Below are 16710 nucleotides of genomic sequence, written 5' to 3'. Positions count from 1 at the left end.
CGCCGCCGCCGAGGCCGGTGCCACCACCAATCGGTGAACCGTTACCGAAGGACGACGGGTCGCCCAGGATCGGGTAGGTACCGTCGGCGCCCGGGTCCAGGCTGGCCGGGGCCGTGATTGGCACCTCACCGGCAGCCGTCGGGCTCGTCAGCCCGGGCGTGACCCCGGCCGGGCTGGTCAGCCCGGGGTTGGACAGCGCGGGGTTGAGCCCCGCACCCGGGGTCGCCACTCCGGCGCCCGGGGTGGTCGGCAGCGCGCCGGGCGCGGTGAGACCCGGCGTCGCGGTCGGCGCCAGGCCCGGGCTGGTCAGAGCCGGGCTGGTCAAACCGGGGCTCGTCAAACCGGGGCTGGTCAGGCCGGGGCTGGTGAGGCCGGGGCTGGTCAGGCCCGGACTGGTCAGACCAGGGCTCGTGAGCCCTGGAGTCCCGAGGCCCGGAGTGCCCAGGCCGGGGCTGGCCAGGCCCGGAGTGCTGGTCGCGCCCCCGCTCAGCGCGGGCACCGGGGGCAGGTTGATCCCGAATTGCGACAGCCCCTGCGACAAGGCGCCCATCAGCTCGCCCGGCAGGTCGGTCATTACCGCCGCCTGCTTGAAGTCGTGGTGCTCGGCCGGTTTGTTGCCCGCCGTCGATTCGTAGACAAGGAAGTATGCGCAAGGACTCGCCACTGCCAGGGCGGCGACCGCGCTCATGGCTGTCGAAAGCTTGCGTCGGCGTCGGTTCGGCACGGAAGTCTCCTCAATCTGGACAACTCAATGTTCAACTGTGTTGTGTCAGTGCGGCCTTGCCGGTTTCTAGCCGCCGACAACCACACAGAGTCGATGGTACGAGTGAGAATGCTGTGACTAGAGTGGCGATATTGAATCGTGAGGTAATTGCGACCCGGACCGTGATCGCCGGGTTCGACAGTCCCGAATCGTCGCCACACGACCGATCGCGGACTCCCTGGCCTCGCCAAATGGGTTAGGCCGACGCCGTCGGATACCCTAAGCAACCGATGACCGCTCGCTTTGACCTCCTCGTCGTCGGCTCTGGATTCTTCGGCCTGACCATTGCCGAGCGCGTGGCTACCCAACTCGGGAAGCGCGTGCTCGTCGTGGAGCGCCGCCCGCACATCGGGGGGAACGCCTATTCGGAAGCCGAGCCGCAGACCGGTATCGAGGTCCACAAATACGGCGCCCACCTGTTCCACACCTCTAATAAGAGGGTCTGGGACTACGTGCGTCAGTTCACCGACTTCACCAACTATCAACACCGCGTGTTCGCCATGCACAACGGGCAGGCCTACCAATTCCCGATGGGTCTGGGCCTGGTGTCACAGTTCTTCGGCAGGTACTTCACCCCGGACGAAGCCCGCCGCCTGATCGCCGACCAGGCCGCCGAGATCAAGACCGAGGACGCGCAGAACCTCGAGGAGAAGGCGATCTCGCTGATCGGGCGCCCGCTGTACGAGGCGTTCGTCAAGGGCTACACCGCCAAGCAGTGGCAGACCGATCCCAAGGAATTGCCGGCCGCCAACATCACCCGGCTGCCCGTGCGCTACACCTTCGACAACCGATACTTCAGCGACACCTACGAGGGGCTGCCGGCCGACGGGTACACGGCGTGGCTGCAGAACATGGCCGCCGACGACCGCATCGAGGTCCGGCTGGACATCGACTGGTTCGACGTCCGCGACAAGTTGCGCGCGGACAGTCCCGATGCACCGGTCGTCTACACCGGCCCGCTGGACCGCTACTTCGACTACGCCGAAGGCCGGTTGGGCTGGCGCACCTTGGATTTCGAGCTCGAGGTGCTGACCGAGTGCGGCGACTTCCAAGGCACGCCGGTGATGAACTACAACGATCTCGAGATCCCCTACACCCGCATTCACGAGTTCCGCCACTTCCACCCCGAGCGTGACTATCCGACCGACAAGACGGTCATCATGCGGGAGTTCTCGAGGTTCGCCGAAGACGACGACGAGCCCTACTATCCGATCAACACCGAGGCCGACCGTGCGCTGCTGGCCGCCTACCGGGCGCGGGCGAAGGCCGAGACCGCGTCATCGAAGGTGCTGTTCGGTGGCCGGCTGGGGACCTACCAATACCTGGACATGCACATGGCGATCGCCAGCGCACTCAACATGTACGACAACGTCCTCGCGCCACACCTGCGCGACGGCACAGCACTAGTGGAGGAAGGCGCGGGGGGATGACCGCTGTAAGCCTGCTTTCCAGAATCATCCTGCCGCGTCCGGGTGAGCCCCTCGACGTGCGCAAGCTGTATCTGGAGGAATCGACCACCAACGCGCGGCGTGCCCACGCGACCAGCCGAACCTCGCTCGAGATCGGCAAAGAGTCCGAAGTGTCGTTCGCCACGTACTTCAACGCGTTCCCGGCCAGTTACTGGCGCCGCTGGTCGATCTGCACGTCGGTGGTGTTGCGAGTCGAGCTCACCGGAACCGGGCGCGTCGACCTGTACCGCACCAAGGCCACCGGGGTACGAATCTCCGTGGAGGGCCGCCAATTCGTCGGCACCGACGATCAACCGGCCGTCGTCGAGATCGAGGTGCCGCTCAAGCCGTTCGAGGACGGCGGCTGGATCTGGTTCGACATCACCACCGACACCGCGGTGAACCTGGTGAGCGGTGGCTGGTATGCGACCGAGCCCGCGCCGGGCACGGCCAACGTCGCCGTCGGCATCCCGACGTTCAACCGGCCCGCCGACTGCGTCAACGCGCTGGCCGACCTGACCGCAGATCCGTTGGTGGACGCGGTGATCGGGGCGGTGATCGTCCCCGACCAGGGCACCCGAAAGGTGCGCGACCACCCGGACTTCCCCGCCGCGGCCGCGGGGCTGGGCAATCGGCTGTCCATCCACAACCAGCCCAACCTCGGCGGCTCGGGCGGTTACAGCCGGGTGATGTACGAGGCGCTGAAAAACACGGACTGCCAACAGATTCTGTTCATGGACGACGACATCCGCATCGAGCCCGACTCGATCCTGCGGGTGTTGGCCCTGCACCGCTTCGCCAAGACGCCGATGCTGATCGGCGGTCAGATGCTCAACCTGCAGGAGCCCTCGCACCTGCACATCATGGGCGAGGTCGTCAACCAGTCGAACTTCATGTGGACCGCCGCCCCGCACGCCGAGTACGACCACGACTTCGCCGAATATCCGTTGAACGACAAGAATGTTCGAAGCGCCCTGCTGCACCGGCGCATCGACGTCGACTTCAACGGCTGGTGGACGTGCATGATCCCCCGGCAGGTCGCCGAGGAACTGGGCCAGCCGCTACCGCTGTTCATCAAATGGGACGACGCCGAATACGGTCTGCGCGCCGGCGAGCACGGGTACCCGACCGTCACCTTGCCCGGCGCGGCGATCTGGCACATGGCCTGGAGTGACAAGGACGACGCCATCGACTGGCAGGCCTACTACCACCTGCGCAATCGCCTGGTGGTCGCCGCGATGCACTGGGACGGCGACATCACCGGACTGGTCCGCAGCCACCTGAAGGCAACGCTGAAACACCTTGCCTGCCTTGAATATTCGACGGTAGCGATCCAGAACCGGGCCATCGACGACTTCCTCGCGGGCCCGGAGCACATCTTCTCGATCCTGGAATCCGCCCTGCCCGAGGTGCATCGGTTGCGCAAGGAGTACCCGGACGCGGTGGTGCTGCCGGCCGCGAGCCAACTCCCGGCGCCGTCGCACAAGACCAAGGCGATGAAGCCGCCAGTGAACCCGCTGTCGATCGGTTACCGGCTGGCCCGCGGCATCCTGCACAACGCGACCAAGGCCGACCCCGAGGCCCACCGGCGCCCCGAATTCAACGTGCCGACCCAGGACGCCCGCTGGTTCCGGCTGTGCACGGTCGACGGCGTCACCGTGACGACGGCCGACGGGTGCGGCGTCGTCTACCGGCAACGCGACCGGCGCAAGATGTTCCAACTGCTGTTCGCCTCGCTGCGCCGACAGCGCCTCCTGGCGAGCCGCTTCGACGAGATGCGCAAAACGTACCGGGACGCGCTGCCGGTGCTGTCCAGCAAGCAGAAATGGGAGATGGCGCTGCTGCCCGCGCACGCCGAGCGAGAGCATGGCTGAATCGGCCACCCCGCGCGGCGAGGTCGCCGCTCTGGTGGCCGTGCAAGCCGCGCTCGCCGACCGCCCCGGTGCGTTGACGACGGCGCGCGGCCTGTCCCATTTCGGCGAGCACAGCCTCGGCTGGCTGGCCGTGGCGGCGGTCGGCGCGCTGCTGGCGCCGAGGCGGCGTCGGGACTGGCTGGTCGCCGGCGCGGGGGCGTTCGCCGCGCACGCCGCCGCCGTGCTGGTCAAGCGGGTGGTGCGGCGCCAGCGGCCGCACGATCCGGCCGTCGTCGTGAACGTCGGCACCCCCAGCCGGCTGAGTTTCCCCTCGGCCCACGCCACCTCGACCACGGCCGCGGCCATCCTGATGGGCCGGATCACCGGCCTGCCGCTGCCCGCCCTCCTGGTTCCCCCGATGGCAGTGTCGCGGATGCTGCTCGGGGTGCACTATCCCAGCGACGTGGCCTGCGGCATCGTCCTCGGCGCCACCGTCGCGCGAATCACCGTTCGGCTAGAGGGCCGCGCGCGGAAGGTCTGGGCGAATGAGTGAGGACGTGGTGACCGGGCCCCCGGGCAACGTGGTGGTCGGGGTCGTCAAGGCGATCCGCCCGCGGCAGTGGGTGAAGAACGTCCTGGTGCTGGCGGCACCGGTGGCCGCGTTGGGCGGCCCGGTGCACTACAACTACGCCGACGTGCTGACCAAGGTCTCGGTGGCTTTCGTGGTGTTCTGCCTGGCGGCCTCGTCGATCTATCTGGTCAACGACGTGCGCGACGTCGACGCCGACCGCGAGCACCCCACCAAGAGATTCCGCCCGATCGCCGCGGGTGTGGTGCCGGAGTGGCTGGCGTACACCCTGGCGCTGGTTCTCGGGGCGGGCTCGCTGGGGCTCGCGTGGTGGCTGACGCCGGACCTGGCGGTCGTGATGGCCGTCTACCTCGGCATGCAGCTTGCCTATTGTTTCGGTCTGAAACACCAAGCGGTGATGGACATCTGCATCGTGTCGTCGGCGTACCTGCTGCGCGCCATAGCCGGTGGCGCCGCCACCGGCATCCCGCTGTCGCAATGGTTCTTGCTGACCGCGGCGTTCGCGTCGCTGTTCATGGTGGCGGGCAAGCGGTACGCCGAGCTGCAGGTCGCCGAGCGCACCGGCGCCGCGATCCGCAAGTCCCTGGAGAGCTACACCAGCACCTATCTGCGGTTCGTCTGGACGATGTCGGCCACCGCCGTGGTGCTCTGCTACGGGTTGTGGGCGTTCGAGCGCGACCGCCACTCGGGATCGTGGTTCGCGGTGTCCATGGTGCCGTTCACCATCGCGATCCTGCGCTACGCCGTCGACGTCGACGGCGGGCTGGCCGGCGAGCCCGAAGACATCGCGCTGCGCGACCGGGTGTTGCAGCTGCTTTTCCTCGCGTGGATCGCGACGCTTGGAGCCGCCGTTGCCTTCGGTTAGCCCCGAACTGCAGGCCCTCAAAGCGCGCATGATGCGCAGCCGGCCGGCCATCAGGCGGTTGGGCTGGCCGGTGTTCCCTTACACGACCCTGGTGCGGGTCACCCTGTGGATCAGCGTGACGGTGGTCTCCGTCCTGTTCGCCTGGGGTGCTTGGCAGCGGCGCTGGATCGCCGACGACGGGCTCATCGTGTTGCGCACGGTGCGCAACCTGCTCGCCGGCAACGGGCCGGTCTTCAACCAGGGTGAGCGGGTGGAGGCCAACACCTCCACGGCCTGGACCTACCTGATGTACGCCGGCAGTTGGGTGGGCGGGCCGATGCGGATGGAATACGTGGCGCTCGCGCTGGCCCTGACGCTCTCGGTGCTGGGCGTCGCCCTGCTCATGCTGGGAGCCGCCCGGTTGTACGCACCCAGCCTGCGCGGCCGCAGGGCCGTCATGCTGCCCGCCGGCGCGTTGGTCTACGTCGCGCTTCCGCCCGCACGTGACTTCGCCACCTCCGGTCTGGAGAGCGGGCTGACGCTGGCTTACCTCGGGCTGCTGTGGTGGATGATGGTCTGCTGGGGCCAGCCGGTGCGGAACCGCCCGGATCACAAACTCTTCATCGGTGCGCTGGCGTTCGTGGCCGGTTTCAGCGTCTTGGTCCGGCCCGACCTGGCCCTGATGGGCGGGTTGGCCCTGATCATGATGCTGATCGCGGCGCGGACCTGGCGGCGCCGGGTGCTGATCGTGCTGGCCGGTGGGCTGCTGCCCGTCGGCTACGAGATCTTCCGGATGGGCTACTACGGCCTGCTGGTGCCCGGGACCGCGCTGGCCAAGGACGCGGCGGGCGACAAGTGGTCCCAGGGCATGATCTACCTGTCGAACTTCGACGCACCCTACGCGGTGTGGGTGCCGGTGGTGCTCCTCGTGCCGCTGGGGCTGCTGCTTCTCGCGGCGCGCCGCCGGCCGTCGTTTTTGCGGCCCGCCTTCGCCCCGAACTACGGGCGGGTGGCCCGGGCGGTTCAAAGCCCGCCCGCCGTCGTGGCTTTCGTTGTGGTGAGCGGCCTGCTGCAAGCGCTCTACTGGATCCGGCAGGGCGGCGACTTCATGCACGGGCGGGTGCTGTTGGCGCCGTTGTTCTGCTTGCTGGCCCCGGTCGCCGTGATCCCGCTGGCCATTCCGGATGGACAGGACTATTCGCGGGAGACGGGCTACTGGGTGGCCGGCGCGGCCGGCGCGCTCTGGCTGGGTGTGGCCGGTTGGTCGCTGTGGGCGGCGAATTCGCCGGGGATGGGCGACGACGCCACCCACGTCAGCTACTCCGGAATCGTCGACGAGCGGCGCTTCTACGCGCAGGCCACCGGGCACGCGCATCCGCTCACCGCCGCGGACTACCTGGGGTATCCCAGGATGGCGGCCATCCTGACGGCGCTCGACAACACTCCCGACGGGGCGTTACTGCTGCCGTCGGGAAATTACATCCAGTGGGACCTCGTGCCGATGGCGCAACCGGGGCCCGACAAGCAACCCCAAAAACCGCAGCACGCAGTGTTTTTCACCAACCTCGGCATGGTCGGCATGAATGTCGGGCTCGATGTCAGGGTGATCGACCAGATCGGACTGGCGAATCCGCTTGCGCAACACACGGAACGGTTGCAGCACGGCCGCATCGGGCACGACAAGAACCTCTTCCCGGACTGGGTGATCGCCGACGGTCCGTGGGTGAAGTTGTATCCCGGCATTCCGGGTTATCTGGACCAGCAGTGGGTCGCCGAGGCGGTGACCGCCCTCAAATGTCCCGAGACCGAGGCGGTGCTGAGTTCGGTGCGCGCACCGATGACCCCGCACAGGTTCCTGTCGAACCTGCTGCATTCCTATGAATTCACCAAATACCGGATAGACCGTGTGCCGCGCTACGAGCTGGCCAGATGCGGGCTGCCGGTGCCCGAAGAGGCCCCGCCGCCACCTCGCGAGTAAGCCCAGGGCAGAAGAATTTTCGACCAATCTCAAAATTGTCTTCAAGCCGGCCCCGTGAAAAATTGCCAGCAACATCACATTTGGGCCGTTACCAGCTGGCAATAAGGCTCAAGCACATGCGAAAACCCGGATTCCGGGGCGGGCGTTTCGCCTGGAAAGCGCCGGGTAAAGCGGGCCCAGTGAGGCTTTCGGTGGCCGCCTCGATGCGACCGGGCGCCGGAAGGTGTGGTTGACTACACGAGCACTGCTGCGCGGAGATCGTATGCAGTACGACCCAAAACATGACGCGCCCGGTTGACGGGCGCGCCGAGAAGGATGAGGAAGCAAGGATGACGCTTGTCGACAGGTTTCGCGGCGCCGTGGCAGGTATGCCGCGGCGGCTCGTGGTGGCGGCCGCTGGCGCGGCGCTGCTCTCGGGCCTGATTGGCGCCGTGGGGGGCTCGGCGACCGCTGGTGCCTTCTCGCGCCCCGGTCTGCCGGTGGAATACCTGCAGGTTCCTTCCGCGGGGATGGGCCGCGATATCAAGGTTCAGTTCCAAAGCGGTGGGGCCAACTCGCCCGCGCTGTACCTGCTCGACGGTATGCGCGCGCAGGACGACTTCAACGGCTGGGACATCAACACCCCGGCGTTCGAGTGGTACAACCAGTCCGGAATCTCGGTCGTCATGCCCGTCGGTGGCCAGTCCAGCTTCTACTCCGACTGGTACAAGCCCGCCTGCGGCAAGGCCGGCTGCACCACCTACAAGTGGGAGACCTTCCTGACCAGCGAGCTGCCCGCGTACCTGTCGGCGCAGAAGCAGGTCAGGTCGACCAACAACGCCGCCGTCGGTCTGTCGATGGCCGGGTCGTCGGCGCTGATCCTCGCCGCCTACCACCCGAACCAGTTCACCTACGCCGGCTCGCTGTCCGCGCTCCTGGACCCGTCGCAGGGCATGGGCCCGTCGCTGATCGGCCTGGCCATGGGTGACGCCGGTGGTTACAAGGCAGCCGACATGTGGGGTCCCAAGGAGGACCCGGCCTGGGCCCGCAACGACCCGTCGCTCCAGGTCGGCAAGCTGGTCGCCAACAACACCCGCATCTGGGTGTACTGCGGTAACGGCAAGCCGTCGGACCTCGGTGGCGACAACCTGCCCGCCAAGTTCCTCGAGGGTTTCGTGCGGACTTCCAACCTGAAGTTCCAGGACGCCTACAAAGCCGCCGGCGGCAACAACGCGGTGTGGAACTTCGACGCCAACGGCACCCACGACTGGCCCTACTGGGGCGCGCAGCTGCAGGCGATGAAGCCTGACCTGCAGTCGGCGCTGGGCGCCACCCCGGGCGCCGGGCCGGCCACGGCCGCCGCGGCTGCCGGGAACGGAACGAACGGCCAGGGCACCTAAGCCCACGAACAACGCGACTAACGGCGGAAACCCTTCGGGGTTTCCGCCGTTAGTTGTTTTGGTGTGTGATTTGTTTCACTACCCCGTGGGCGGGGGAACTACGGCGCTGGCTAATGTGCTCGTCAGCGACTAGACGATGGAGGGTGACATGAGGGTCGTGCGGGGTGCGTCAGCGCTTCTTCGGGTGTTCTCCGTAGCCGCGCTGGCGATCGGGCTGATCGGTGTGACCGTGGCGGGCGGACCGGCCGGCAAGGCGAGGGCGGCCGGTTACGAGAGCCTGATGGTGCCGTCGGCGGCGATGGGCCGCGACATCCCGGTGGCCTTCCTGGCCGGCGGACCGCACGCGGTGTATCTGCTGGACGCGTTCAACGCGGCCCCCGACGTGAGCAACTGGGTCACCGCGGGCAACGCGATGAACACGCTTGGCGGCAAGGGCATCTCGGTGGTGGCGCCCGCGGGCGGGGCCTGGAGCATGTACACGAACTGGGAGCAGGACGGCAGCAAGCAGTGGGACACCTTCCTGTCCAGCGAGCTGCCCAACTGGCTGGCCGCCAACAAAGGCCTGGCGCCGGGCGGCCACGCGGCCGTCGGCGCCTCGCAGGGCGGCTACGGCGCGATGGCGCTCGCCGCCTTCCACCCCGACCGCTTCGGCTTCGCCGGTTCGCTGTCCGGGTTCCTGTACCCGTCGAGCACCAACTACAACGGCGCGATCCTGGCCGGCCTGCAACAGTTCGGCGGTGTGGACGGTAACGGGATGTGGGGGGCCCCGCAGCTGGGCCGGTGGAAGTGGCACGACCCATACGTCCACGCGTCGCTGCTGGCGCAGAACAACACCCGCGTGTGGGTCTACAGCCCGACGAACATGGGTGGCGACGACGCCGCCATGATCGGCCAGGCGGGGGCGGCCATGGGCAGCTCCCGCGAGTTCTACCAGCAGTACCGCAGCAACGGCGGGCACAACGGTCACTTCGACTTCCCGGGCGGCGGCGACAACGGCTGGGGCTCCTGGTCGGGGCAGCTGGGCGCGATGTCGGGCGACATCGTCGGCGCGATTCGCTAAGCGGGTCGGCGCCGGGAGACGCGGGTCGCCGCCCGGCTGAGGTGGTCCTGCGAGCCGGTACCGTGTAGGGGGTGCAGCCGGGGGTCGGGAGGACCGCTTGGCTGCGATCCACCGACCTGCTAGCGGGAGACCATGGCCACCAACGCGCGGCGTAAGCGCCACCGAGCCCTCGCCTGGACCGCCGCCTTGGCGATGGCAGGGGTGGTGTTGTTGGTCATCGTGCTAGTGGTCGTCATGCTACGAGGCCGCGAATCCGCGCCCAGCGCGGTGCCGCCGGGCGTCTTGCCGTCGCCGTCCACGACCACCCACCCGCACAAACCCCGGCCCGCTTCGCAAGATGCGTCGTGCCCCGACGTCCAGCTGGTCAACGTCCCCGGCACCTGGGAGTCCGCGCCGCAGGACGATCCGCTCAACCCGATGCAATTCCCCAACGCGCTGCTGCACAGGGTGACCACGGCGATCACCCAGCAGTTCCCCGCGTCCCGGGTGCAGGAGTACACCACCCCTTACACCGCGCAGTTCCACAACCCGCTCAGCGGCGACACTCAGATGTCGTACAACGAAAGCCGCGCCGAGGGCACCCGCGCCACGGTCCAGGCGATGACGGACATGAACGCGAAGTGCCCGCTGACCAGTTACGTGCTGATGGGCTTCTCGCAGGGCGCGGTGATCGCCGGTGACATCGCCAGCGACATCGGCAACGGCCGCGGACCCGTCGACGACGACCTGGTGCTCGGTGTGACGTTGATCGCTGACGGTCGCCGCCAGCCCGGCGTGGGCAACGACATCGGGCCCAATCCGCCCGGGCAGGGCGCCGAGGTCACGCTGCACGAAGTGCCCGTGCTCTCCGGGCTGGGCTTGACGATGACCGGCGCGCGGCCCGGCGGGTTCGGCGCGCTCAACGACAAGACCAACGAAATCTGCGCTCCGGGTGACCTCATCTGCGCCGCGCCGGACGAGGCGTTCAGCGTGGCCAACCTGCCCAATACCCTTAACACCCTGGCCGGCGGTGCCGGGCAGCCCATCCACGCGTTGTACGCGACCACGCAGTTCTGGAACCTGGACGGGCAGCCGGCCACCGATTGGACGTTGAACTGGGTTCAAGGACTGATCGCCAACGCGCCGCACCCCAAACATGGATGACCCGGCCGCGGGACACAGCCATCAGGAGCCCGTTGCCGGTGCAGATCAGCGGTACCTTGTGATTTGGTGTGCTGCGGCCCGCCCCTTAACATTAAGAGGAATTTAAGAGCTATAACACTTTGTTGCGGACCCGATCCTGGTGGAAGCCGGCCTGGGATGAACAGGGGGCCGGCGCCCGCGGCGCCGCGCGAGGACTGGCCCGCGTAGAAATGGAAGCCGTCGGCCTGGCCGACCGAAGGACAGCTAGCCGGCGTACCGCCGGCCTGAAACAGGTGTGACAGGAGAGCGGAATGCCGTACCACAACCCGTTCATCGTGAATGGAAAGATCAGGTTCCCGGACAACACCAACCTGGTCAAGCACGTTGAGAAGTGGGCGAGGGTGCGCGGCGACAAGCTGGCCTACCGTTTCATCGACTACTCCACCGAGCGCGACGGGGTGTATCGCGACATCGTCTGGAGCGACTTCAGCGCCCGCAACCGGGCGGTGGGCGCCCGGCTGCAGCAGGTCACCCAGCCCGGTGACCGCATCGCCATCCTGTGCCCCCAGAACCTGGACTACCTCATCGCCTTCTTCGGCGCGCTGTACGCCGGCCGGATCGCGGTGCCGCTGTTCGACCCGGGCGAGCCGGGCCACGTGGGCCGGCTGCACGCCGTGCTCGACGACTGCACGCCGTCGACCATCCTGACCACCACCGAGGCCGCGGAAGGCGTCCGCAAATTCATCCGCGCACGCGCCGCCAAGGAACGGCCCCGCGTGATCGCCGTCGACGCGGTGCCCAACGAGGTCGCGTCCACCTGGGTCGAGCCCGAGGCCGACGAGAACACGATCGCCTACCTGCAGTACACCTCCGGCTCCACCCGTACCCCGACCGGCGTGCAGATCACGCACCTGAACCTGCCCACCAACGTGCTGCAGGTGCTCAACGGCCTCGAAGGCAAGGAAGGGGACCGCGGCCTGTCCTGGCTGCCCTTCTTCCACGACATGGGCCTGATCACTGCGCTGCTGTCGCCGGTGCTCGGTTACAACTTCACGTTCATGACCCCGGCCGCGTTCGTGCGCCGGCCCGGCCGGTGGATCCGGGAGATGGCCCGCAAGCCCGAAGACGCCCCGGACAGCGAGGTCATCACCGTCGCGCCGAACTTCGCGTTCGAGCACGCCGCGGTGCGCGGCGTGCCCAAGGACGGCGAGCCGCCTCTGGACCTGAGCAACGTCAAGGCGATCCTCAACGGCAGCGAGCCGGTGTCCCCGGCGTCGATGCGCAAGTTCTACGACGCGTTCAAGCCTTATGGCCTGCGCGAGACCGCGATCAAGCCTTCCTACGGTCTGGCCGAGGCCACGCTGTTCGTGTCCACCACGCCTATGGACGAGGCGCCCACGGTCATCCACGTCGACCGCGACGAGCTGAACAAGCAGCGCTTCGTCGAGGTGGCCTCCGATTCGCCCAAGGCCGTCGCACAGGTTTCCGCCGGCATCATCGGCGTCGACGAGTGGGCCGTCATCGTCGATCCCGACACCGCCAGTGAGCTGCCCGACGGGCAGATCGGCGAGATCTGGTTGCACGGTAACAACATGGGCACCGGCTACTGGGGCAGGGAAGACGAGACCACCGAGACCTTCCGCAACATCCTCAAGTCGCGCATCAGCCAGTCGCACGCCGAGGGCGCCCCGGACGACGGCATGTGGGTGCGCACCGGCGATTACGGCACCTACCACAAGGGCCACCTCTATATCGCGGGCCGGATCAAGGACCTCGTCATCATCGACGGCCGCAACCACTACCCGCAGGACCTCGAGTACTCGGCCCAGGAGGCCAGCCGCGCCCTGCGCACCGGCTACGTGGCCGCGTTCTCCGTTCCGGCCAACCAGCTGCCGCAGGTGGTGTTCGACAACCCGCACACCGGCCTCAAGCACGACCCCGACGACAGCTCCGAGCAGCTGGTGATCGTGGCCGAGCGTGCCCCCGGCACGCACAAGCTGGACTACCAGCCGATCGCGGACGAAATCCGGGCGGCCATCGCCGTCCGCCACGGGGTCACCATCCGCGACCTGCTGCTGGTGCAGGCGGGAACGATCCCGCGTACCTCGAGCGGCAAGATCGGGCGCCGCGCGTGCCGCGCCGCCTACCTCGACGGCAGCCTGCGTAGCGGCGTCGGATCGCCGACGGCCTTCGCCGGGGCTAACGACTGAATTCAGGAACCATGGCTGACACAGACGAACCTCAGGAGAACTCGCCCGCCAAGAAGACCGAGCTCACAGTCCCCGAGATGCGCGCGTGGCTGCGCAACTGGGTGGGCCGGGCCGTCGGCAAGTCGCCGGACGACATCGACGAGTCGGTGCCCATGGTCGAGCTCGGCCTGTCGTCGCGCGACGCCGTAGCGATGGCCGCCGACATCGAGGACATGACCGGTGTCACCCTGTCGGTCGCGGTGGCCTTCCAGCACCCGACCATCGAGTCGCTGGCCACCCGGATCATCGAGGGCGAGCCGGAGCTCGACACCTCGGGTGACGACGTTTCCGACTGGACGCGCAACGGCCCGGCCGAGCGCGTCGACATCGCGATCGTGGGCCTGTCGACCCGGCTGCCGGGGGACATGAACAGCCCCGACGAGACGTGGCAGGCGCTCATGGAGGGCCGCGACGCCATCACCGACCTGCCGGAGGGCCGCTGGGCGGAGTTCCTCGAAGAGCCGCGGCTCGCCGAGCGGATGGCCAAGGCCCGCACCCGTGGCGGCTACCTGAAGGACATCAAGGGCTTCGACTCCGAGTTCTTCGCGGTGGCCAAGACCGAAGCCGACAACATCGACCCGCAGCAGCGGATGGCGCTGGAGCTGACCTGGGAAGCGCTCGAACACGCCCGCATCCCGGCGTCGAGCCTGCGCGGCGGGTCCGTCGGCGTGTACGTCGGTGTCTCCAACAACGACTACAGCTTCCTGGCGGTGTCCGACCCGACCGTCGCGCACCCCTACGCCATCACCGGCACCGCGACGTCGATCATCGCCAACCGGGTCTCCTACTTTTACGACTTCCGCGGTCCGTCCGTGGCCGTCGACACCGCCTGCTCGAGCTCGCTGGTGGCCGCCCACCAAGCGGTCCAGGCGCTGCGCAACGGCGAGTGCGACGTGGCCGTCGCCGGCGGCGTCAACGCGCTGATCACGCCGGTGGTCACCCTCGGCTTCGACGAGATCGGCCAGGTCCTTTCGCCCGACGGCCGGATCAAGTCGTTCTCCTCCGACGCCGACGGCTACACCCGGTCCGAGGGCGGCGGCATGCTGGTGCTCAAGCGCGTCGACGACGCCCGCCGCGACGGCGACCAGATCCTCGCCGTGATCGCGGGCAGCGCGGTCAACCACGACGGCCGGTCCAACGGCCTGATCGCCCCCAACCAGGACGCGCAGGCCGACGTGCTGCGCCGGGCCTACAAGGACGCCGGCATCGATCCCCGCAACGTCGACTACATCGAGGCGCACGGCACCGGCACCGTCCTCGGCGACCCGATCGAGGCCGAGGCGCTGGGCCGCGTCGTCGGCCGGGGCCGCCCCGCCGATCGCCCGGCGCTGCTGGGCGCGGTGAAAACCAATGTGGGCCACCTGGAGTCGGCGGCCGGCGCGGCCAGCATGGCAAAGGTGGTGCTGGCGCTGCAGCACGACAAGCTGCCGCCGTCGATCAACTTCGCCGGCCCCAGCCCCTACATCGACTTCGACGCGATGCGCCTGAAGGTGGTCGACCAGCCCACCGACTGGCCGCGCTACGGCGGCTACGCCCTGGCCGGGGTGTCCAGCTTCGGCTTCGGTGGCGCCAACGCCCACTTGGTGGTGCGCGAGGTCTTGCCCCGTGACGTCATCGAGCGGGAGCCGGAGCCGGCGCCCGAACCGCAGGCGGCCGCGGAAACCGCCGAGGCCCCCACCATGGAAAGCCACGCGCTGCGGTTCGACGATTTCGGCAACATCATCCCGGATGCCGAGGCGCCCGAGGAGGACGAGTACGAGCTGCCGGGCGTCACCGACGAGGCGCTGCGGCTCAAGGAGATCGCGCTCGAAGAGCTCGCGGCGAAAGAAGCGGCGGAGCCGACCAAGCCCCTGATCCCGCTCGCCGTGTCGGCGTTCCTGACCTCGCGCAAGAAGGCCGCGGCCGCCGAGCTCGCGGACTGGCTGGAAAGCCCGGAGGGCCAGGCGTCGTCCCTGGAATCGGTCGGCCGGGCGCTGTCGCGGCGCAACCACGGCCGTTCCCGCGCGGTCGTGCTGGCCCACGACCACGAGGAGGCCATCAAGGGTCTGCGCGCCGTCGCCGAGGGCAAGCAGCGGCCGGGCGTGTTCAGCGTCGACGGGCCCGTGACCAACGGACCGGTCTGGGCGATGGCCGGCTTCGGCGCGCAGCACCGCAAGATGGGGAAGAACCTCTACCTGCGCAACGAGGTCTTCGCGGAGTGGATCGAGAAGGTCGACGCGCTGATCCAGGATGAGCGCGGTTACTCGGTGCTCGAGCTGATCTTGGACGACTCGCACGAGTACGGCATCGAGACGTCCAATGTGGTGATCTTCGCGATCCAGATCGCGCTCGGCGAATTGCTCAAGCACCACGGTGCCAAGCCCGCCGCGGTGATCGGGCAGTCCCTCGGCGAACCCGCGTCCGCCTACTTCGCCGGCGGGCTGTCGCTGGCCGACGCCGCCCGGGTCATCGCGTCGCGCTCGCACCTGATGGGTGAGGGCGAGGCGATGCTGTTCGGCGAGTACATCCGGTTCATGGCGCTCGTCGAGTACTCCGCCGACGAGCTCAAGACGGTGTTCGCCGACTTCCCGGGCCTGGAGGTGTGCGTCTACGCGGCGCCCACCCAGACCGTCATCGGCGGCCCGCCCGAACAGATCGACGCGATTGTCGCCCGGGCCGAGGCCGAGGGCCGCTTCGCCCGCAAGCTGCAGACCAAGGGCGCCGGTCACACCTCGCAGATGGACCCGCTGCTCGGCGAGTTCTCCGCGGAGTTGCAGGGCATCGAGCCGATGACGCCCACCGTGGGGATCTTCTCGACGGTGCACGAGGGGACCTACGTCAAACCCGACGGCGAGCCGCTCCACGACGTCGCCTACTGGGTCAAGGGGATGCGGCACTCGGTGTACTTCACGCACGGCGTCCGCAACGCCGTGGACAGCGGGTTCACCACCTTTTTGGAGCTGGCGCCCAACCCGGTGGCGCTGATGCAGATCGGCTTGACCACCGCCGCGGCCGGGTTGCACGACGCGCAGCTGATCCCGACGCTGGCCAAGAAGCAGGACGACGTCGAGGCGATGATCGCGGCCATGGCCCAGCTCTACGTCTACGGCCACGACCTGGACATCTGGACGCTGTTCAGCCGGGCGTCCGGTCCCGAGGACTACGCCAACATTCCGCCGACCCGGTTCAAGCGCAAGGAGCACTGGCTGGACGTGCACTTCGCGCACGGCAGCAGCTCGGTGCTCATGCCGGGCAACCACGTCGCGCTGCCTGACGGCCGCCAGCTGCGCGTCCGGAAGGACCTCTGCCGCAGCGGCTTTCACCAACGCGGGCAGGTCCGTCAGGCCGCGGGGGTTGTACTCCCAGACGTGGCGGCCGTCAGGCAGCGCGACGTGGTTGCCCGGCATGAGCACCGAGCTGCTGCCGTGCGCGAAGTGCACGTCCAG

11 protein-coding genes are annotated in these 16710 nt (G+C 68.3%); 10 read left to right on the top strand and 1 reads right to left on the bottom strand.

Annotated elements, in window-relative coordinates:
* Positions 1-724: PirG (locus tag A9X03_RS09990; protein WP_156746521.1), on the bottom strand; the 724-nt coding region annotated here is incomplete at its 3' end.
* A gap of 269 nt (positions 725-993) precedes the next feature.
* On the opposite strand from A9X03_RS09990, the gene glf reads away from it, so the two are divergent.
* From glf to A9X03_RS09940, 10 genes are all read left to right on the top strand, one after another.
* Positions 994-2193: a UDP-galactopyranose mutase gene (gene glf, locus A9X03_RS09985; protein WP_067760244.1), complete on the top strand. Its 1200-nt coding sequence runs from the start codon at positions 994-996 to the stop codon at positions 2191-2193.
* Positions 2190-4085 carry a glycosyltransferase gene (locus tag A9X03_RS09980; RefSeq protein ID WP_067760242.1) on the top strand — a complete coding sequence of 632 codons (1896 nt, stop codon included), beginning with the start codon at positions 2190-2192 and terminating at the stop codon, positions 4083-4085. The genes glf and A9X03_RS09980 overlap by 4 nt, the downstream gene beginning before the upstream one ends.
* The gene (locus tag A9X03_RS09975; protein WP_067760239.1) at positions 4078-4617 is read left to right on the top strand and encodes a phosphatase PAP2 family protein; all 540 of its coding nucleotides are present in this window, start codon (positions 4078-4080) and stop codon (positions 4615-4617) included. Before A9X03_RS09980 ends, A9X03_RS09975 begins: the two co-directional genes overlap by 8 nt.
* Positions 4610-5518: a decaprenyl-phosphate phosphoribosyltransferase gene (locus tag A9X03_RS09970; RefSeq protein WP_067760237.1), complete on the top strand. Its 909-nt coding sequence runs from the start codon at positions 4610-4612 to the stop codon at positions 5516-5518. Before A9X03_RS09975 ends, A9X03_RS09970 begins: the two co-directional genes overlap by 8 nt.
* Positions 5505-7475 (top strand): terminal beta-(1->2)-arabinofuranosyltransferase, encoded by a 1971-nt coding sequence (aftB, locus tag A9X03_RS09965; RefSeq protein WP_304528475.1) that lies wholly within the window; start codon positions 5505-5507, stop codon positions 7473-7475. The genes A9X03_RS09970 and aftB overlap by 14 nt, the downstream gene beginning before the upstream one ends.
* Before the next feature lie 329 nt (positions 7476-7804).
* Positions 7805-8854 (top strand): diacylglycerol acyltransferase/mycolyltransferase Ag85A, encoded by a 1050-nt coding sequence (gene ag85A, locus A9X03_RS09960; protein ID WP_067760233.1) that lies wholly within the window; start codon positions 7805-7807, stop codon positions 8852-8854.
* Positions 8855-9011: 157 nt separating this feature from the next.
* Entirely contained in the window at positions 9012-9914 is a 903-nt protein-coding gene (locus tag A9X03_RS09955) for an esterase family protein (protein ID WP_067760282.1), read from the top strand.
* A 132-nt stretch (positions 9915-10046) separates the two neighbouring features.
* On the top strand, positions 10047-11057 hold the full coding sequence (locus A9X03_RS09950) for a cutinase family protein (protein ID WP_068015441.1): 1011 nt from the start codon (positions 10047-10049) through the stop codon (positions 11055-11057).
* A gap of 290 nt (positions 11058-11347) precedes the next feature.
* Positions 11348-13246 (top strand): long-chain-fatty-acid--AMP ligase FadD32, encoded by a 1899-nt coding sequence (fadD32, locus tag A9X03_RS09945; protein ID WP_067891549.1) that lies wholly within the window; start codon positions 11348-11350, stop codon positions 13244-13246.
* Between the two features lie 11 nt (positions 13247-13257).
* Positions 13258-16710, top strand: a 3453-nt coding sequence (locus A9X03_RS09940) for a type I polyketide synthase (RefSeq protein WP_231975381.1), incomplete at its 3' end; no start/stop codon positions are given.

It is taken from the genome of Mycobacterium sp. E1715 (assembly GCF_001667625.1).
Taxonomy (GTDB): Bacteria; Actinomycetota; Actinomycetes; order Mycobacteriales; family Mycobacteriaceae; genus Mycobacterium.
The sequence above is the reverse complement of the archived record's forward strand: the minus strand, read 5'-3'. Positions and strand labels throughout refer to the sequence as shown.